This window comes from Selenomonas ruminantium subsp. lactilytica TAM6421 (assembly GCF_000284095.1).
In the GTDB taxonomy this organism is placed as follows: Bacteria; Bacillota; Negativicutes; order Selenomonadales; family Selenomonadaceae; genus Selenomonas_A; species Selenomonas_A lactilytica.
Genome location: NC_017068.1, coordinates 599740 through 618261 on the forward strand (window position 1 = coordinate 599740; position 18522 = coordinate 618261).

Sequence of the window (18522 nt, forward strand, 5' to 3'; positions counted from 1 at the left end):
TTTGGCTGCAGAGAAAGCAAAGACAAAGGCTAAACCGAAAGCTAAGGTCAAAAAGACATTGGTAATTGTGGAGTCGCCGGCCAAGGCGAAGACCATTGAAAAATATTTGGGGAAAAAATATATGGTGCGGGCTTCCATGGGACATCTGCGTGATCTGCCCAAGAGCCAGTTTGGCATCGATGTGGAAAATGACTTTTCCCCAAAGTACATCAATATCCGGGGCAAGGGAGATCTCATCAAGGCCCTCAAGAAAGACGCCAAGAACGCCGATAAAGTGTATCTGGCAAGCGACCCTGACCGCGAGGGAGAAGCCATTGCCTGGCATCTGTCCTTTATCCTGGGCCTGAACCCCGAGGAGGACTGCCGCATTGTCTTCAATGAAATCACGAAGCCAGCTATTCAGGAGGCGGTAAAGCACCCAAGGGGTATCAATATCGATCAGGTGGATGCCCAGCAGGCTCGCCGCATGCTGGACCGCATCGTGGGCTACAAGCTTTCGCCCTTGCTCTGGCGCAAGGTGCGCAAGGGTCTGTCGGCCGGCCGCGTGCAGTCGGTGACGGTGAAACTCATCTGTGACCGGGAAAAGGAGATTCAGGCCTTTGAATCCGTGGAGTACTGGACGGTGGGCATGAAGCTCCGCAAGGATAAGTCCGCCATGTTCGAGGCTGAGCTCACCCATGTGGATGGGGAGAAGCTGGATCTGCATGATGAGAAAGCCACCAATGCGTTGGTGGAGGATTTCCAGCGGCAGAAACTCCTGGTGGATACGGTGAAGAAAAGCGAGCGCAAGCGCAAGCCTGCGGCTCCCTTTACCACAAGTTCCCTGCAGCAGGATGCAGCCCGCAAGCTGGGCTTCACCTCCCGTAAGACCATGATGCTGGCCCAGCAGCTCTATGAAGGTATCGAGTTGGGCCGTCATGGGGCAACCGGTCTGATCACCTACATGCGTACGGACTCTACCCGTCTGTCGGATGTGGCCCTGCATGATGCCCGGGAATTCATCGGGGCTGAATTCGGTGAGGACTATCTGCCGTCCAAGGCCAATATCTATGTGACGGGCAAGAAAGCCCAGGATGCCCATGAAGCGATCCGTCCTACAGATGTAAAGCTTACGCCGGACAGCGTGGCCAAACATCTCAACAAGGATCAGCTGAAGCTCTATACCTTGATCTGGCAGCGCTTTACCGCCAGCCAGATGGTGCCGGCAATCTACGATACCATGAGCATCCAGATCAAGGCTGGCGAGCGCTATACGGCCAAGGCTTCCGGTTCCAAGCTGAAATTTGCCGGTTTTACGGCGGTCTATGCCGGGGCAGAAACCACCAAGAAGGAAAAGGATGTGCTGCTGCCGGATCTCGCCGAAGGCGATGAACTGAATATCGCCAAGATGCTGCCCCAGCAGCATTTCACGGAGCCGCCTCCGCGCTATAACGATGCCTCTCTGGTCAAGACTTTGGAAGAAAAGGAAATCGGCCGTCCGAGTACCTATGCGCCGATTATCGAGACCATTCAGGCCCGCGGCTATGTGCAGCGCATCGATAAGCATTTCCAGCCCACGGAATTAGGCTTTGTCGTGGTGGATATGCTGGAGGAATACTTCAAGGATATCGTCGATGTGAAGTTCACGGCGGATCTGGAGAATGAGCTGGATGAAATCGCCGAGGGCAAAGTGGAGAAGAACCATCTGCTCAAGGAGTTCTATGATCCCTTTGCTGTAACACTGGAAAAGGCCGATGAAGCCATCGGTCATGTGGAACTGCCCGAGGAAGTTTCGGATGTGCCCTGCGAGCTTTGTGGCCGCATGATGGTGGTAAAACAGGGGCGTTATGGCAAGTTCCTGGCCTGCCCGGGCTTCCCGGAATGCCGCAATACCAAGCCGCTGCTGGTGGATACAGGCGTGAAGTGCCCCAAGTGCGGCGGGGCTATCGTGGAACGCAAGTCCCATCGGGGGCGCAAGTTCTACGGCTGCAAGAATTATCCGGAATGTGATTACACTACCTGGGATCAGCCATTGCAGGAAAAGTGTCCGAAATGTGGTGCCTTCATGCTCAAGCATCATTATAAGAATGGCCGCGGCCTGACCTATTGCAGCAATGATGACTGCGAGACGCGCATCGACCATCCCATCAACAAGGAACTGGAGAAGATGCGCCAGCGGGCAGAGGCGAAAAAAGCCAAGGAAGCGGAAGCAGCTGCACAGGCTGAGGCAGCGGAAAAAGAAAGCAAGACAAAAAAAGGTAAAAAGAAATAATGAAAGATATCATCATCATTGGCGCCGGTCTCTCCGGTGCGGAAGCAGCCTGGCAGGCTGCCAATATGGGAGCGGAAGTCACGCTGTATGAAATGCGGCCGGTGAAATCCACGCCTGCCCATAAGACCGCGGAGTTTGCAGAACTTGTCTGCAGTAACTCCCTGCGGGGGGCGGGCATGGAAAATGCCGTGGGCGTGCTCAAAGAAGAAATGCGCCGCCTGAATTCTATTATCATGGAAGCGGCCGATGCCACCAAGGTTCCGGCCGGCGGGGCCCTGGCCGTAGACCGTCATGGCTTCAGCCAGTATATTACGGAGAAGGTCACGAACCATCCGCACATCAAGGTTATCCATGAGGAAATAGAACAGATTCCTCTGCGGGACGATGCCATTACCATTGTGGCCAGCGGCCCGCTGACGGAAGGGAAGTTGGCGGAGGAAATTGCCAAGCTCACGGGCAATGATTCGCTGTATTTCTACGATGCGGCGGCTCCCATCGTGAGCCTGGAATCCGTGGACATGACCAAGGCCTACCGGGCTTCCCGTTATGGCAAGGGGGAGGCTGCCTATATCAACTGCCCCATGACCAAGGAAGAATATCAGGCTTTTTGGACGGAGCTGGTCAATGCGGAAAAAGCCCCTACCAAGGATTTTGAAAAGGAAAAATTCTTCGAGGGCTGCATGCCCGTGGAAGTCATGGCCAGCCGTGGGGAGGATACCCTGCTCTTCGGCCCGCTGAAGCCTGTGGGGCTGGAGCATCCGGAGACAGGTGTTCGTCCCTATGCGGTGGTGCAGCTGCGGCAGGATAATGCCTCGGCGACGCTCTACAATATCGTAGGCTTCCAGACGCATCTCAAATGGCCGGAGCAGCGCCGCGTCTTTGGCATGATTCCGGGGCTGGAGCATGCGGAGTTCCTGCGCTATGGCGTCATGCACCGCAATACCTTCCTGAACTCGCCTATCCATATGCGCCCCACCTTCCAGTTCAAGGGCATTGACAACTTGTTCTTTGCCGGGCAGATGACCGGTGTGGAGGGCTATGTGGAATCGGCAGCTTCCGGCCTGATGGCCGGTGTCAATGCTGCCAGACTGGCTGCAGGCAAGGAGCCATTGGTATTCCCCAAGGAAACCTGTCATGGGGCATTGGCTCACTATATCACCACCAGTGAGGCCAAGCATTTCCAGCCGATGAATGTGAATTTCGGCATCTTGCCCACCATTGTCATGCGCAATGAGAACGGCAAGATCATCAAGGATAAAAAAGCGAAGAAGATGAAACTAGCTGAGCGGGCTTTGGCGGCAATTGACGCCTTCAAGCCGGCTATTGGAGGCTGATATCATGGAAACACAATTTCATGCAACAACAATCTGCGCTGTGCGCAAGAACGGCAAGACGGCCATCGCCGGCGACGGCCAGGTGACTTTTGGCGAACATACGATTATGAAGGCGAATGCCCGCAAGGTGCGCCGTCTGTACCACAATCAGGTGTTGGCTGGTTTTGCCGGTTCAGTGGCCGATGCCTTCACCTTGTTTGAGAAGTTCGAGGCAAAACTTGAGACCTATAATGGCAACCTGCAGCGGGCGGCTGTGGAGCTGGCCAAGGAATGGCGTACGGACAAGATCCTGCGCAAGCTGGAAGCCCTGCTGCTGGTAGCGGATAAGGATACCATGCTGATGCTCTCCGGCAACGGTGAGGTCATCGAGCCGGACGGGGATGTGGCAGCCATCGGTTCCGGCGGCTTCTATGCCCTGTCTGCCGGCCGCGCCATGGCCAAGCATACGGAGATGAGCGCTGGCGAGATCGCCAAAGAAGCCCTGTCCATTGCGGCAGATATCTGCGTATTTACCAATCATAATATCAAGGTTGAGGAGTTAGACTGATGGAAGAACTTTTTGGCACAAATGAACAGACTCCACGCCAGATTGTGGAGGAACTCAATAAATATATCGTAGGGCAGGACGAGGCCAAGAAATCTGTGGCTATCGCTCTGCGCAACCGCTGGCGCAGCCGCAAATTATCGGCGGAAATGCAGGAAGATGTGGTGCCCAAGAACATCCTGATGATCGGTTCCACCGGTGTGGGCAAGACAGAAATTGCCCGTCGTCTGGCAAAACTGGTCAAGGCCCCCTTTATCAAGGTGGAAGCCACCAAGTTCACGGAAGTGGGCTATGTGGGCCGGGATGTGGAATCCATCATCCGGGATCTGGCGGAAACCTCCGTGCGCATGGTGCGTCAGCAACGCATTGACTCCGTGCAGGAAAAAGCCAAGGAAATGGCGGAAGAACGGATTCTCGATGTCTTCGTTCCGGAACAAAAGAAAAACACCAATCCCCTGGGCAGACTCTTTGGCGGCGGTGACGATGACACCGAGGAAAAGGAAGAGCCGGCTGAACCCAAGTATCAGGCTGGCCGGGAATGGGTGCGCAAGCGCCTGCAGAAGGGTGAACTAGAGCAGGAAACCATCGAGATCGATGTGGAAGAGTCCGGCAAGCCCATGGTGGGCATGTTTGCCGGTTCCAGCCTCGAGAGCATGGGGGACAACATTCAGGACATGATTGGCAACCTGATGCCCAAGCGTCATCGCAAGCGCAAGGTCACGGTGGAGCAGGCCCGCAAGATCTTCACCCAGGAAGAGGCGGAAAAGCTCATCGATATGGAAGCTGTAGCGGATGAGGCTGTGAAGGTGGCTGAGTACAGCGGTATCGTCTTCCTCGATGAAATCGACAAAGTGGCGGTCAAGGGCAACAGCTCCGGCGCTGATGTGAGCCGGGAAGGCGTGCAGCGGGATATCCTGCCCATCGTGGAAGGCTCCACGGTCATGACGAAATACGGCCCGCTGAAGACTGACCATGTGCTCTTTATCGCAGCCGGTGCCTTCCATATGGCCAAGCCCTCGGATCTGATCCCGGAACTGCAGGGCCGCTTCCCCATCCGCGTAGAACTCAAATCCCTGCGCAAGGAAGATTTCCAGAAAATCCTCACCGAACCTCAGAATGCCCTGATCAAGCAGTATCAGGCTATGCTGGAAACAGAGGGCGTGGAGCTGGAGTTCAAGGATGAGGCCATTGCCCGCTTGGCACAATTGGCCTGTGACGTAAATGAACAGGCAGAGGATATCGGTGCCCGCCGCCTCCATACCCTGCTGGAAAAGCTGCTGGAAGAGATAAGTTTCACGGCTCCGGAGCTGGAGGACAAGAAGGTTGTCATCGATGGGGCCTATGTGGATAAGCAGCTGGCCGATATCGTGGTGAACCGCGACCTTTCTCAGTTCATCCTGTGATCGTTCATACTTTTTTGAGGGAAGAAGCGATCAAAGTTTCTTCCTTCAGGAATAATATGAAAATTTAATTAAAAATATTATTCTGCATCTATGATTATTTTGAAAAATGTGATAAAATACCCTTAGATGTGTATGTGATGTTCCGTTCAAGGGTGAGTGGGACTGTCAAAATATTTTGTAAAGGAGAAAGCTACATGGCATCATTATTAGAAAAAACCAGAAAGATCAACCGGCTCCTGCAGCGTTCCGAGAATGTGGAATACGATGGGATTTCCCGTGTTCTGAGCAATGTACTCAATGCGAATGTTTATATCACGAATAAGAAGGGGAAAATCTTCGGTTATGCATTTGTGGATGATTTCGAATGCGATCTCATGGTGGATAAGGTCATCAACCAGGGTGAATTCCCCAAGACCTATGTGAATTGGCTGATGCGCATGGACGAAACCAATGCCAATCTCCATTCCAAGACGGGCATGTGCGCCTATGAAGAGAATACGAAATGCCTGTTCAACGGCAAGAACACCACGATTGTCCCCATCTATGGTGTCGGCGAGCGCATTGGTACGCTGGTAGTAGCGAAGTATGATGAAGAATTCAGCGATGAGGATCTGCTGCTCTGTGAATACGGTGCCACGGTAGTGGGCATGGAAATGCTCCGCGACCATGCTGAAAAGATTGAGATTGAAGCCCGCAAGAAGGCTACGGTACAGATTGCCCTGAACACCCTCTCCTTCTCCGAGAGCCGTGCTGCCAAGGCCATCCTCGAGGCTCTGCCGGATACGGAAGGCCTGCTGGTTGCATCCAAGATTGCCGATAAGGTGAAGATCACCCGTTCCGTAATCGTCAACGCTCTGCGCAAGTTCGAATCCGCCGGCGTGATCTCCTCCAAGTCTCTGGGCATGAAGGGGACTTACATCAAGGTACTCAATGAGTATCTGCTGGAAGAAGTACAGAAACTGAAGATATGATATCCCTGTCAGGGAGTATGACCGCATAGCGGTGGAAGGGGCTGGAGTTGACGGCCCCTTCTTTTTTAAACTTTTTTTATCTATGTTTTCGGAAGAAAAAATGATAAAGTGGGAAGGAGTTAGGGGGCTTATGTAGAAATTAAACAAAAGGCAACTACAGAAGGAGTTTCTTTTTTAGGCAGGGAAAGGGTGTGATTCCGGCATGTTGGAGCAAATAATGAATGCGTCTAATTTCGATTATCTGTCCCGGGGGCTTGAGGCCGCCAATATGCGCCACGAAGTCATCAGCAATAATATTGCCAATGTCAATACGCCCCATTTCAAGCGTAGCGGCGTGAATTTTGAGGAACTTCTGGCCAAGGAATTGCATCTGGATGATGAACCCATGAAGGTGGCCATTGTCCGCACCCATGACCGTCATCTGCCCATTCCGTTTCATGGCAAGGTTCATGCCGTGATCGAGGAAGACAATACCACGACTATGCGGGTGGATGACAACAATGTGGATATCGATATCGAGATGGCTGGCTTGGCCAAGAATCAGTTGTATTATAATGCCATGACAACCCAGCTGGGCGGCTTTATGGCAGAACTGAAGAATGTGATCACCAGCGGACAGACCTAAGCTGGGGATAGAAAGTGCAAAAGGGAAAGACGATGAGCATGTTTCTGGGGATTGACGCAGCAGCATCAGGGCTTACAGCTGAACGCCTGCGTATGGATGTTATTTCCAATAATATTGCCAATGCCAACACCACCCGTACAGAAGGGGGCGGGGCCTATCATCGCCGTTATGTGGTTTTTGAGCCAAGGGTGAAGGATAGTGGTCCGTTTCAGACTTTTTTGAAAAAAGCTGCAAATAAATTAGAAGCCGGTGACGGCGTCAGAGCTGTGCGTATTGAAAGCGATAATACTCAGGGGCCGCTGGTATATGATCCGGGACATCCGGATGCCAATGCGGAGGGGTATGTAGAAAGACCAAATGTCAATATGGTGGCGGAAATGGTGGATATGATAACCGCTTCCCGTGCTTATGAGGCAAACACTACGACAATCAATGCGGCTAAAGCAATGGTGAGTAAGGCTTTGGATATGGGCAACAAGTAATGCTTGTGTTTTGAGAGGATAAGGATATGGAGATTGCACCACTCGCGATGACACCGGTGTCCATGCATGCCACCAGTCATTTAGGCGAAACACAGGAACCTAAGGAAGTGAAGAATTTCGGTCAGTATCTGACGGATGCGCTAAAGAAAACCAATGGTCTGCAGCTGGAGTCAGAACGGCAGAATGCACTGCTGGCAGCTGGCCGTGTAGAAGATGTATCCCAGGTGGTTATTGCTGCGAAAAAGGCGGAGATCGCCTTGCAGCTTACCCTTCAGTTACGTAACAAGGCAGTGACAGCTTATCAGGAGATCATGCGCATGCAGGTATAATGGCTAAGACAGTGTAATTCTACGTGAAGGGATTGAGATCATGGGAGATTGGAAAGAGCGGTATAAGGAGCTGCTGGAGAGATTCAGTAAGCGCCAGCGCTATATAATGCTGGGCTCCGCTTTGGCTATTCTCATTGCCATAATTGGGGTAAGTGCGTGGTATGGCAATAAACCGGATATGGTTCCCTTGTTTACGAACATGGAGACCAAAGATGCCGGCGAAGTAGCTGCAAAACTGAAAGAAGCTAAAATAGAATACGAAGTGCAGGAAACACGGCAAGGCACGACCATCATGGTTCCATCACGGGATGTGCACAATGCACGGCTGGATCTGTCGACTCAGGGGCTCCCGCGGGGCAACAAAGGGTTTGAGATATTCGATGACAGCAAGCTTGGTGTCACGGAATTCCAGAACAGAGTGAATTATCTGCAGGCACTGCAGGGAGAACTGACCAGGACTATCGAACAGATCGCGGCTGTGGAGAAAGCGCGTGTACACATAGTCCTGCCAGAGGATAGCCTCTACAAGAAGAATGAGAAGCCGGCAACAGCATCAATTATGTTGCAAATGCGGCCGAATATGGAATTATCCAAGAAGGAGATCAAGGGAATTGTCAATCTGGCGGCGAACAGCGTACAGGGACTGAAGCCGGAAAATATCACCGTGGTTGATTCCACCGGGAAGATCCTCAATGATCCGGATGAGAATGAGGAGCAGAATGTCAGCCTCAAGACCATGACGCAGCTGGAGATGACCAAGAAGGTTCAGGATAATATCCAGAAGAACATTCAGTCCATGCTGGATGATTCCATGGGAGAAGGCAAAGCCTTTGCCCGGGTCAGTGTGGAACTGGATTTTGATGACCGTACCACGGACAAGCAGACCTTTACGCCCGTGGTGGATGATTCTGGTATCATCCGCAGCCAGCAGGATATCAGTGAGGCTTATAATGGTACTTCTACCCAGCCAGGCGGTGCGGCAGGAGTTCAGTCCAATGTGCCCGGCTATGTGGCTCAGAATGCCAATGCCAATGCCGAGTACGAAAAGAAAGAATCCACGAAAAATTACGAGATAAATGAAGAGAAATCCAAGACGGTGGCAGCTCCAGGCTCCATCCGCCGCCTGACGGTGGCTGTGCTGGTGGATGACTCAGTGACTCCCCAGCAGCAGGACAGCATCATGCGGACGGTGACCAGTGCAGCAGGCATCAATACGGACCGTGGTGACACGGTATCCGTAGAGCCACTGCCGTTCAGTACGGAGCTTCGCGATAAGCGGGCTGCGGAAGAGAAGGCAGCCAAGGATCGGGAAGACATGATCTTCTACGGGACCATCGGCGCAATCCTGCTGGTATTGGCAGCCATCGGCGGTTATTTCTACTATCGCCGCAAGAAGAAACTGGAAGCCATTGCGGCCGAGCAGGAGCGGATTCGCTTGGAGGAAGAAGCAAAGAGGAAGAAGGAAGAAGAAGAGCGGGCTGCCCTTATTGCCGCTGGTGCTATCGAACCGGACGAGCTTTCCGAAGAGGAACAGCAGCATCTGTCCGAAAAGCAGGCTTTGCAGCAGCTTATCGATCAGCGGCCGGCAGAAGTGGCTATGCTTGTTAAGACTTGGCTGGCGGAGGAATGACAAATGGCATTTGAAGATATGTATGGCGATGGTGATGAGGAACTCACCAACTCGGAGAAGGCGGCCGTTTTGTTCATTGCTTTGGGGCCGGAATATTCGGCGAAACTCTTTCAGCATCTGGCCGATGATGAGATTGAACGCATTACGCTGGAAATCGCTAACCATAAAAAGGTCAGTCAGGAAACCAAAGCCAAGGTGGTCAGCGAATTTTACCAGATGGCCATGGCCAGTGACTACATTTCCACTGGTGGTCTCGAGTATGCACAGAATGTACTGGAGAAGGCTTTGGGAGCAGAAAAGGCGATGGAGATTCTCAATCGCCTCACTACCAGCCTGCAGGTTCGTCCTTTCGATTTCCTGCGCAAGACAGATCCTTCTCAGCTCATGAACTTCATCAACAACGAACATCCCCAGACGATTGCCCTTATCATGGCATATCTGGACCCGGATCAGGCAGCTACCGTACTCGGTGCCCTGTCACCGGAAGCCCAGGCCGATGTGGCAAGGCGTATTGCCCAGATGGATCGGACTTCGCCGGACATTATCCGGGAGGTGGAGCGGGTGCTGGAGAGGAAGCTGTCTTCCTTGGTTACCCAGGACTTCACTACTGCTGGCGGTGTCAAGGCCATCGTGGAAGTGCTCAACCGGGTGGATCGTACCACAGAAAAATCCATCATCGAGACTTTGGAGGTGGACAATCCGGAACTGGCCGAGGAAATCAAGCGCCTCATGTTCGTATTCGAGGATATCGTGCAGCTGGACGACCGTTCCTTGCAGATGGTTTTGCGCGAGGTGGACACCAAGGATCTGTCTTTGGCCCTCAAGGCTACGCCTTCGGAGGTAGCAGACAAGGTCTACAAGAATATGTCGAAGCGTGCTGCCGATATGCTGCGTGAGGAAATCGAGTTCATGGGGCCGGTGAAGATCCGCGATGTAGAAGAGGCACAGCAGAAGGTCGTCAACGTCATCCGTGTACTGGAAGACAAGGGCGATATTGTAATTTCGCGTGGACAGGGAGACGAGATGATTGTCTAGAGTTATCAAAGCCGCGATATGGGAGGAGAATCCTCATCTTATCCATACCCCCGAGCCGCCTAAGCCCGAGGAAAAGGCGGCGGAGGATAATGGTCTGGATGAAGAAGCCTGTGCCCGTATGCTGGCAGAAATTGCTGCCAAGGAGCAGCGAGCGATTCAGTTATTGAAAGATGCCAAGGTGGATGCCGAGATCATCAAGCAGGAGGCTAAGGCTGAGCGCGATCGTTATCTGGCGGAAGCCCAAAAGGAGATAGATCAGAAGAAGGAAGAAGCTGCCGAAATCGGACGGCAGGAAGGTTACGAAGCAGGGTATAAGGATGGAGAGGCCAAGGTCCGAGAGGAACTGGCTGATATCATCGCCCAGGGAAGTGCCCAAGCGGAAAAGACACTGCAGGATGCCAAGGCAGCCTGCAAGGATTATGTCCAGCAGGCCGAGGCGGATGTGGTGAAGATTGCCATGGCAGTGGTGGAAAAGATCCTGCCCCAGCATTTCATCGATGTGCCGCAGGTGGTGTTGCCATTGGTGCGGGAATCGCTTTTGAAGGTTAAGGATCAGAAGACGCTGAAGGTTCATGTGTCCCCAGCGGACTATGATCTGGTGCTGATGGCCCGCACGGAATTCCGTGGCCTCCTTACCTATGGTGATGCCGAGATTGATATAACTTCAGATCCCAGCATGAAGCCGGGAGATTGTTTGATTGAAACACCAAATGGCACGGTGGATGCAAGGCTGGCCACCCAGATTGAGCTGGTGCGGCAGGCAGTGAAGAATGTGATGCTTTGAGGTTTTCACAATGGATGACATGGGGGAAAAAAAAACATTTCAACTGAATATCACGAAGTTCATCGATGCTATCCATGAGTGCTCCAGTGTGAAACTCACAGGCAAGGTTACGCAGGTCATCGGTCTTGTCATTGAGTCCCAGGGGCCGACGGTGAGTGTGGGCGAGCTTTGCTATATCAGCTCCCATAACCCAAATGTTCCGCCGATTCCCGCAGAGGTCGTGGGGTTCCGGGAAGGTTATGTGATGCTGATGCCCGTTGGGGAAATGCAGGGCATAGGCCCTGGCTGTGAAGTCACCGCGGCGCAGAAGATGCTCAACGTCCGGGTGGGGGAAGAGCTTTTGGGCCGGGTGCTGGATGGCCTGGGCAATCCCATTGACGGCAAGGGACCGATTCTGTGCAAGCAGGAATATTCCCTGCAGGCAGATCCGCCGCATCCCCTGTCCCGCCCGCGTATTCATGACAGCCTCTACGTGGGAGTGCGGGCCATCGATGGCCTGATCACCATGGGGGAGGGACAGCGTATCGGCATTATGGCCGGTTCCGGTGTGGGCAAGTCCACCCTGCTCTCCATGATTGCCCGGAATACCGAGGCGGATATCAGTGTTATCGCGCTGGTGGGAGAACGTGGACGTGAAGTCCGAGATTTCATTGAGCGTGACCTAGGGGAGGAAGGCATGAAGCGTTCCGTGGTGGTGGTGGCCACATCAGATCAGCCCGCTTTGGTGCGTATCAAGGGGGCCATGACAGCCACGGCCATAGCCGAATATTTCCGGGACAAGGGGCGCAAGGTCATCCTCATGATGGATTCGGTCACCCGCTTTGCCATGGCCCAGCGCGAGGTGGGGCTGACTATTGGGGAGCCGCCGGCAACCCGCGGCTATACCCCGTCGGTATTTGCAATGTTGCCCAGGCTGTTGGAGCGGGCGGGAACCAGTGCAACAGGTTCCATTACAGGCATCTATACGGTACTGGTGGATGGCGATGACATGAATGAACCCATTGCTGATGCCGTGCGTTCCATTCTGGATGGTCACATCGTCTTGTCCCGCAATATTGCGGCGCAGAATCATTTCCCGGCCATTGATATCATGCCCAGCGTCAGCCGTGTCATGAATGAGGTGGTATCGCCGGAACATCTGAAGGCGGCCCAGCAGATGCGTCAGCTGATGGCTGTGTATCGCGATGCGGAGGACCTGATTCATATCGGGGCCTATGTCAAGGGTTCCAGCGCCAAAATCGATGAGTCCATCCAGAAGATCGATGCTATAAATGAATTCCTCTGTCAGGGGATTTATGAAGTGGATACCTACGAGGACACGGAAAAGAAACTGATGCGTATTTCCGGGTGATAGGGCATGAAGAAGTTTAAATTCCAATTGGAAACCCTGCTACGGGTTACCCGGCGCAAGAAGGATGATGCAGAGCGGGAATTTGCCGCAGCTTCCCGCAGGCTGGAAGAAGCCCGGGAAGGCTTGCAGACTCTGCTGGCAGAGATGCAGAAGGGACAGCAGGACTATGATGCCCTATCTCAGGAGGGCGTCAGGGTCACCGTAGGAAGACTTATGGCTTTCAATAGTTTCTTTGCCTGGAAACGGGAACAGATTGAGATGCAGCAGGGTATTGTGCTGCAGATGAAAGGTGAAAAGCAAAAAAAACTCAAAGCCCTGATGGAAATCATGAGCTATTTGAAGAGCATAGAGCAGCTGAGGGAACGGCGTTGGCAGGAATACCAGGCCGAAGCCTTGCAGGAAGAGCAGAAGATGCTGGATGAGATTGGACTCCAGCTTACCATGCGTAGGAGAAGGGAAGGGACGGTATCATGATGGATTTGACCGGTGTGCGTCAGGTACAGGCAAGAATTGCCCAATTGCAGGAACAATTCGGTATGCCTGGGAACATTCCTGGTGCCAATTTTCCCAAGACGCTGGAGAAGGAAATTCAAAAGACAATGGGGGGCGAAGCGGGTAAAGCCGTGACACAGGCGGAAAAGACACAGCCACTGCCAGATGTGCAGAAGACAGAGCCGGTGAAGGGTAAGGCAAAAGCTGACAAGGTGATGGGCAATCTGCCATTGGCGGATCAGAACCTCAGCACGCTTATCGAATCTGCTGCCCGGAAGTATAAGGTGGATCCCAAGCTTGTGGCTGCAGTAGCCGAGGTGGAATCCAATGGCCGTCAGGAGGCGGTTTCCCAGGCCGGGGCCATCGGTGTCATGCAATTGATGCCGGATACAGCGGCTTCACTGGGGGTAGATCCTTACAATAAGCAGCAGAATGTGGAAGGCGGTGCCAAGTACCTGCGGCAGATGCTGGATACTTTCGGCGGTGATCTCAAAAAGGCCGTGGCCGCATACAATGCCGGTCCGGGGGCCGTAAAAGCCTATGGTGGCATTCCACCCTATAAAGAAACCCAGAATTACGTGAACAAGGTATTGGACATCTATAGATAACGAAGGCAGGTAGGAAAATGGCAGCAGCGAAGAAGAAAAAAAAGAAAAAAGGCAGCAAAATAGTAAAAGTGCTATTGGTGCTCTTCCTGCTGTTGGTTCTTATAGTAGGAGGTTTTGCTCTGGGGGTCTATCTGCAGCTGATTGACACCAAGGATGCCAATGAGAAGCTGAAACTCTATGATTTGCCGGTGGTTGGGGAGTACTTTGTGCGCCCGGCACCCAGCGAGGAGGAGATGGAGAAACTGCCTGTAGAGGATGCCAAACCCAATGCTAACAAGGACAAAGACCTGAAAACGTCAGACAAAGATAAGAAAGATGCCAAAAAGATTGTTATAACCAAGGAAGAAATCGAAAAACAGATGAAGCAGCGGGAAGCAGAGGAAAAGAAGCGTGTTTCCAAGCTGGCCCGTCTGTACAATCAGATGAAGCCTAAAGATGCCGCTAAGGCCATGAACGAGCTGGATGATGATATGTGTATCGCCATTTTCCAGCGGATGGATGAAGCAGTGGTGGCCAAGATCCTGACGGCTTTCGATGAGGGCAAGACGGCCCGGATAACCCGGATCATGTATGCGGGGACACAGAAGGAAGCGAATACGGAGGAGGATATCCGCCGTATGCTGGAGGAACAGGCCCAGAAAAAGAATGCGGAAGAAGCGCAGCAATAACAGTGTGAACTCGCTCCTGCTGGCAGAAATGCCGGCAGGAGTTTTTAGTGTAGCGTTAAAATACCATTAAAAAGCGATTAAATTGGGACATAGCCCCTTGCATTTTCAAAAAAGAAATAAGATAATAAAGTATATGTGTCTGAACAGGGGAGGAGTTCCATGAAAAGACTATTCTTTTTGCTATATATCACGGTGCTGGCTGTTGTGTTTCCTTTTGCTGCGCTTACAGCTGAGGCCAGTGACTTTGGAGACAGAGTCAGCGGTATGGCAGAAATAACGGGCATCCGGGACAGCAGTGATGCCGATAAAACCCGGATTGTCATTGATGCCAGCAAGCCGGTGACTTATAAAAAGATGGTGCTCTCTGCCCCAGACCGTGTAGTCATCGATATTGCCAATGCCTGGGTTTCACCGAAATTGGACAAGCAGCTTGATCTGGACACGACTTTTGTGGGGACAGTGAAGATTGCCCAATTCGATCCCCAGACGGTCCGTGTAGTGGTGGAAACCAAAGTGGGACGCAATAATTACAAGGTCTTCGCCTTGAATAGCGGCACGGTTCCCGGGCGTGTTGTGATGGACTTTGGCAATCTGACGGATTCCACCGGGGCTAAGATAGATCTGCCGGAAAAGGCACCGGTGAGCAAGCCGAAGACGGAAAAAGTTCAGCCCAAACCGGCAAAGCAGGAAAAGGCGCAAAAGCAGGAAAAAACGGCGCAGCCTTCCAATAAGGAAAATAATAAAGATGATAAGGAGATGGACGAAGAACTGGCAGGCATTACCGGGTTGAAGGGGCGCAAGATTGTCCTGGATCCTGGTCATGGCGGCAGTGACTCGGGGGCTATCGGTCCCACGGGGGTAATGGAAAAGAGCGTTACCCTGCGGGTGGCCAATGAAGTGCGCCGTCTGCTGGTCAAGGAAGGGGCCACGGTCTATATGACGAGGGAGGCCGATATCGAAGTGTCACCGAAGCGTGCTAAAGCCACGGATATCGAGGAACTGCAGGCTCGCTGTGATGTTGCCAATGAGGTCAAGGCCGATATCTTTATCTCCATTCACATGGATTCCTTCACCAACCGGGCTGCCAAGGGGACTACAGGCTATTACTACTCCTTGGGCGACAAGCGTTCCCGAATCCTGGCGGATAAGATCCGTTCCGGTGTCATCGATCAGATCGGCACCCAGAGCCGGGGCACCCAGAGCTGCAATTTCTACGTGGTGAAGCATACGGATATGCCGGCAACTTTGCTGGAAGTGGCCTTTATCTCCAACGAGCAGGAAGAGAAGCTGATGGACAGTGAAGATGGCATCCGCAAAGCCGCACAGGGCATTGTGGATGGCATTGCTGATTATTTCGGCTAAGAGAACAGAAGGATAAAAGAAAGGATTTTACAGGTACCAATGGAAGCACAGAAAAAAGAAATGACGCAGGCAGAGAGCCTGGCCCAGATGATGGAAGCAGATATGGAGGAGCGTAAGAAGGCACTCTATCGCCATAAGATGCCCGCGAAGAACGATCTGCAGTCGATGCTGGAAGCCATGACCAAGGCTGAGCTGGATGATATCCGCTATAATCTCAATGTCAGCGGTGTCAGCTCGCTGAAGAAGGCGGAGCTGGCTGAGAAGCTGGTGCCGGAAATCCTGAATTTCGCCCGTCTCTGGTTGCCGTCTATCCTGTTGGAGGAATACGAATGCTTCCAGCATCTTATTCTGGAGAAGGGCAAGAGCAGCAAACTGCGTGATGATGATGTACGCTTGGATTACCTGCGCGGTTTAGGTTTCCTCTCCTGTGCCAAGGTTGAGGACCAGCTGGTCTGGTATATGCCGGAAGAGATCCGCGCCGAATTCAAGAAGCTGGATTCCCCGAACTTTGAGGCACTGGCTACCATGAATACGGAGATTACCCGCCTGACGGCAGGCTGCCTCTTCTACTATGGCTACATGAATTACGAGGAGCTTTACAATACGGTAGCCGGTCAGCTGGAGCCGGATCAGCGGGAAAATCTTTCCTTCAAGGATTTTGTCGGCGTGATGCTCAATGCCTCCTGTTGGACGAATACCATTGTGGCGCTGCCCCAGGGCGTGAAGTATTACACGCTGATTGACGAATCTGCACTGGAGGATGAGCAGCGCAAGCACAGCAATCTGGATTTTGCGAAGTTTACCTATACCCAGCTGTTTGAGGCTGGTGCTGACAACCATATCGATGCTACGGACGAGTATAAGGATCTGGCGCAGTTCTTCATGAAGGAACATGACTGTGATGTGCTGAAGGCTGCGGATATCACCGGGGAAATCTTCATCCTGCTGCAGAACGGCGGCAATCTGCAGGAAGCGGCAGAATATCTGGAGCAGTTGGGCATGATGGCGGATGAGCGCAAGATGAAGGCCGTGGTGCCCCTGCTTATCGCTTATAACAATGAGACGCATCTCTGGCCCTTGAAGGGACATACTCCCAGTGAGCTCTTTGCCAAGAGCGGGATGGGCAAGGTGATTCCCTTTGCAGAAGTCCATCGCCAGAAAGTGGGGCGCAATGATCCTTGTCCCTGTGGCAGCGGTAAGAAATATAAGAACTGCTGCCTGGCGAAGGATGAGAACTGATGAGACAGACCTTTGGTTACAAGGCAAAAGCACGGCAATTCTTTGTGGTGCTTTTGCCCATCTTTATAACCCAGTTGTCCTTGATGGCAACCGGGTTTTTTAATACGGTGATGGCCGGCCATATCAGCCAGCAGGACCTGGCTGGCGTGGCCGTGGGCGTGAATCTCTTCATGCCTTTTTTCGGCAGCTTTTTGGGTATCATTTCCGGCCTGACGCCGACCATTTCCCAGCTTTATGGGGCGGATAAGTCCCATAAGATCGGCTTTATTGTCAAACAGGGCTTTTATTGGGCCTTGGCTCTGGGGGCAGGCTTCGTGGCTTTGGGCTGGCTGGCGGTGCCGCACATTCTGCCGCTTTTGCATCTGGAGCCGAAAGTGGAATACATCACGAGTCATTATCTGATGTTTCTTTCCATCGGCATCATGCCGATATTCATCTCCTCGGTGCTGCGAAATTTCATTGATGCCCATGGCTATACACGGCTGACCATGTGTGTGACCATGTGCACGGTGCCCACGAACATCACCCTCAATTACATCTTCATGTATGGCCTGCTGGGGATGCCGGCTTTTGGCGGCATTGGTGCAGGCATCGGTTCGGCCATCACGCTGACGCTGAACCTGCTGCTGAATATCATCGTGGTAACGACGATGAAACCCTTTAAGGAATACCATGTGTTCCGCGACCTGCCGAAGATCGATCTGGCTGAATGGAAAAAGCAGTTGGGGGTGGGAATTCCCATCGGCGCCACCATGTTCTGCGAACAGAGCATCTTCGGGGCCGTGGGGCTTTTCATGACGGCTTATGGCACGGCCATTGTGGCAGCGCATCAGGCGGCCATGAATTTCACGACAATCGTTTATATGATCCCACTGGCCGTGAGCATGACGCTGACCATTCTGGTGGGCTTTGAGGTTGGGGCAAAGCGCCTGGCTGATGCCCGGCAGTATATCCGGCTCAGCCGCTATCTGACCTTTTTTAGCGTAGGCAGCATCGCTTTGCTATTGACACAATTCCGTGCGGAAATTGCGGCTTTTTATACCACGAGCAGCGAAGTGCAGCCGATCCTGACAGGTTTCCTGGTTTATGCGGTATTCATGCAGTTTGCGGACAGCATCAACGCACCTTTGCAGGGCGCCCTGCGCGGTTTTAAGGATGTCCATGTGACCTTTATGCTGGCGGTGCTTTCCTTTTGGATTATCGGTCTGCCTGTGGGCTGGGGCCTGGCCAGGTTCACGGATTTTGGCCCCTACGGTTATTGGCTGGGCCTGATTGCCGGTGTCATAATCGGTGCGATATGCTTGGAAATACGGCTGCGTCAGGTGCAGAAACAGGCGGCATCTACTGTTAAACAGTAGATTTTTGAAAATTTTGCCAGAAAAACTTCAAAATTTAAAAGGGAAAAAGGCGAACC

At 52.7% G+C, this 18522-nt stretch carries 18 protein-coding genes; all 18 read left to right on the plus strand.

What is annotated here, in order from left to right:
- Nucleotide 1 precedes the first annotated feature (1 nt).
- The 18 genes from topA (at nucleotide 2) to SELR_RS02860 (ending at nucleotide 18466) form a co-directional block, all read left to right on the plus strand.
- Nucleotides 2–2251 carry a type I DNA topoisomerase gene (gene topA, locus SELR_RS02775; RefSeq protein ID WP_014423679.1) on the plus strand — a complete coding sequence of 750 codons (2250 nt, stop codon included), beginning with the start codon at nucleotides 2–4 and terminating at the stop codon, nucleotides 2249–2251.
- Nucleotides 2251–3585: a methylenetetrahydrofolate--tRNA-(uracil(54)-C(5))-methyltransferase (FADH(2)-oxidizing) TrmFO gene (gene trmFO / locus SELR_RS02780; RefSeq protein WP_014423680.1), complete on the plus strand. Its 1335-nt coding sequence runs from the start codon at nucleotides 2251–2253 to the stop codon at nucleotides 3583–3585. Before topA ends, trmFO begins: the two co-directional genes overlap by 1 nt.
- A 4-nt stretch (nucleotides 3586–3589) precedes the next feature.
- The gene (gene hslV, locus SELR_RS02785; protein ID WP_014423681.1) at nucleotides 3590–4132 is read left to right on the plus strand and encodes an ATP-dependent protease subunit HslV; all 543 of its coding nucleotides are present in this window, start codon (nucleotides 3590–3592) and stop codon (nucleotides 4130–4132) included.
- Nucleotides 4132–5532: an ATP-dependent protease ATPase subunit HslU gene (gene hslU, locus SELR_RS02790; RefSeq protein ID WP_014423682.1), complete on the plus strand. Its 1401-nt coding sequence runs from the start codon at nucleotides 4132–4134 to the stop codon at nucleotides 5530–5532. Before hslV ends, hslU begins: the two co-directional genes overlap by 1 nt.
- Before the next feature lie 194 nt (nucleotides 5533–5726).
- Nucleotides 5727–6503, plus strand: coding sequence for a GTP-sensing pleiotropic transcriptional regulator CodY (codY, locus tag SELR_RS02795; RefSeq protein ID WP_014423683.1), 777 nt, complete (start codon nucleotides 5727–5729; stop codon nucleotides 6501–6503).
- Between the two features lie 202 nt (nucleotides 6504–6705).
- A complete protein-coding gene (flgB, locus tag SELR_RS02800; RefSeq protein ID WP_041914242.1) occupies nucleotides 6706–7128 on the plus strand; it encodes a flagellar basal body rod protein FlgB in 423 nt (140 codons plus the stop codon).
- Between the two features lie 32 nt (nucleotides 7129–7160).
- Nucleotides 7161–7610 (plus strand): flagellar basal body rod protein FlgC, encoded by a 450-nt coding sequence (gene flgC / locus SELR_RS02805; RefSeq protein WP_014423685.1) that lies wholly within the window; start codon nucleotides 7161–7163, stop codon nucleotides 7608–7610.
- A 26-nt stretch (nucleotides 7611–7636) separates the two neighbouring features.
- Nucleotides 7637–7939, plus strand: coding sequence for a flagellar hook-basal body complex protein FliE (gene fliE / locus SELR_RS02810; protein WP_041914243.1), 303 nt, complete (start codon nucleotides 7637–7639; stop codon nucleotides 7937–7939).
- Between the two features lie 40 nt (nucleotides 7940–7979).
- Nucleotides 7980–9569 (plus strand): flagellar basal-body MS-ring/collar protein FliF, encoded by a 1590-nt coding sequence (gene fliF, locus SELR_RS02815; RefSeq protein WP_014423687.1) that lies wholly within the window; start codon nucleotides 7980–7982, stop codon nucleotides 9567–9569.
- A 3-nt stretch (nucleotides 9570–9572) separates the two neighbouring features.
- Nucleotides 9573–10604: a flagellar motor switch protein FliG gene (fliG, locus tag SELR_RS02820; protein WP_014423688.1), complete on the plus strand. Its 1032-nt coding sequence runs from the start codon at nucleotides 9573–9575 to the stop codon at nucleotides 10602–10604.
- Nucleotides 10597–11388: a FliH/SctL family protein gene (locus SELR_RS02825; protein ID WP_014423689.1), complete on the plus strand. Its 792-nt coding sequence runs from the start codon at nucleotides 10597–10599 to the stop codon at nucleotides 11386–11388. The genes fliG and SELR_RS02825 overlap by 8 nt, the downstream gene beginning before the upstream one ends.
- Before the next feature lie 10 nt (nucleotides 11389–11398).
- The gene (gene fliI / locus SELR_RS02830) at nucleotides 11399–12739 is read left to right on the plus strand and encodes a flagellar protein export ATPase FliI (RefSeq protein WP_014423690.1); all 1341 of its coding nucleotides are present in this window, start codon (nucleotides 11399–11401) and stop codon (nucleotides 12737–12739) included.
- A 6-nt stretch (nucleotides 12740–12745) separates the two neighbouring features.
- On the plus strand, nucleotides 12746–13213 hold the full coding sequence (gene fliJ, locus SELR_RS02835; RefSeq protein ID WP_014423691.1) for a flagellar export protein FliJ: 468 nt from the start codon (nucleotides 12746–12748) through the stop codon (nucleotides 13211–13213).
- Nucleotides 13210–13839 (plus strand): lytic transglycosylase domain-containing protein, encoded by a 630-nt coding sequence (locus SELR_RS02840; RefSeq protein ID WP_014423692.1) that lies wholly within the window; start codon nucleotides 13210–13212, stop codon nucleotides 13837–13839. Before fliJ ends, SELR_RS02840 begins: the two co-directional genes overlap by 4 nt.
- A 17-nt stretch (nucleotides 13840–13856) precedes the next feature.
- On the plus strand, nucleotides 13857–14507 hold the full coding sequence (locus SELR_RS02845) for a MotE family protein (RefSeq protein WP_014423693.1): 651 nt from the start codon (nucleotides 13857–13859) through the stop codon (nucleotides 14505–14507).
- Nucleotides 14508–14666: 159 nt separating this feature from the next.
- Nucleotides 14667–15869, plus strand: coding sequence for an N-acetylmuramoyl-L-alanine amidase (locus SELR_RS02850; RefSeq protein WP_014423694.1), 1203 nt, complete (start codon nucleotides 14667–14669; stop codon nucleotides 15867–15869).
- 39 nt (nucleotides 15870–15908) lie between these two features.
- Nucleotides 15909–17108 carry a YecA family protein gene (locus SELR_RS02855; RefSeq protein ID WP_014423695.1) on the plus strand — a complete coding sequence of 400 codons (1200 nt, stop codon included), beginning with the start codon at nucleotides 15909–15911 and terminating at the stop codon, nucleotides 17106–17108.
- Entirely contained in the window at nucleotides 17108–18466 is a 1359-nt protein-coding gene (locus tag SELR_RS02860) for an MATE family efflux transporter (RefSeq protein WP_014423696.1), read from the plus strand. The genes SELR_RS02855 and SELR_RS02860 overlap by 1 nt, the downstream gene beginning before the upstream one ends.
- Nucleotides 18467–18522 lie beyond the last annotated feature (56 nt).

What these genes read in the sequence shown, in the direction of transcription:
- flgB (WP_041914242.1), top strand. Translation starts at nt 6,706, where the DNA reads ATGTTGGAGCAAATAATGAATGCGTCTAATTTCGATTATCTGTCCCGG.
- SELR_RS02845 (WP_014423693.1), top strand. Translation starts at nt 13,857, where the DNA reads ATGGCAGCAGCGAAGAAGAAAAAAAAGAAAAAAGGCAGCAAAATAGTA.
- fliE (WP_041914243.1), top strand. Translation starts at nt 7,637, where the DNA reads ATGGAGATTGCACCACTCGCGATGACACCGGTGTCCATGCATGCCACC.
- SELR_RS02860 (WP_014423696.1), top strand. Translation starts at nt 17,108, where the DNA reads ATGAGACAGACCTTTGGTTACAAGGCAAAAGCACGGCAATTCTTTGTG.
- flgC (WP_014423685.1), top strand. Translation starts at nt 7,161, where the DNA reads ATGAGCATGTTTCTGGGGATTGACGCAGCAGCATCAGGGCTTACAGCT.
- codY (WP_014423683.1), top strand. Translation starts at nt 5,727, where the DNA reads ATGGCATCATTATTAGAAAAAACCAGAAAGATCAACCGGCTCCTGCAG.
- fliI (WP_014423690.1), top strand. Translation starts at nt 11,399, where the DNA reads ATGGATGACATGGGGGAAAAAAAAACATTTCAACTGAATATCACGAAG.
- SELR_RS02840 (WP_014423692.1), top strand. Translation starts at nt 13,210, where the DNA reads ATGATGGATTTGACCGGTGTGCGTCAGGTACAGGCAAGAATTGCCCAA.
- fliG (WP_014423688.1), top strand. Translation starts at nt 9,573, where the DNA reads ATGGCATTTGAAGATATGTATGGCGATGGTGATGAGGAACTCACCAAC.
- hslU (WP_014423682.1), top strand. Translation starts at nt 4,132, where the DNA reads ATGGAAGAACTTTTTGGCACAAATGAACAGACTCCACGCCAGATTGTG.
- SELR_RS02855 (WP_014423695.1), top strand. Translation starts at nt 15,909, where the DNA reads ATGGAAGCACAGAAAAAAGAAATGACGCAGGCAGAGAGCCTGGCCCAG.
- trmFO (WP_014423680.1), top strand. Translation starts at nt 2,251, where the DNA reads ATGAAAGATATCATCATCATTGGCGCCGGTCTCTCCGGTGCGGAAGCA.
- fliJ (WP_014423691.1), top strand. Translation starts at nt 12,746, where the DNA reads ATGAAGAAGTTTAAATTCCAATTGGAAACCCTGCTACGGGTTACCCGG.
- hslV (WP_014423681.1), top strand. Translation starts at nt 3,590, where the DNA reads ATGGAAACACAATTTCATGCAACAACAATCTGCGCTGTGCGCAAGAAC.
- SELR_RS02850 (WP_014423694.1), top strand. Translation starts at nt 14,667, where the DNA reads ATGAAAAGACTATTCTTTTTGCTATATATCACGGTGCTGGCTGTTGTG.
- fliF (WP_014423687.1), top strand. Translation starts at nt 7,980, where the DNA reads ATGGGAGATTGGAAAGAGCGGTATAAGGAGCTGCTGGAGAGATTCAGT.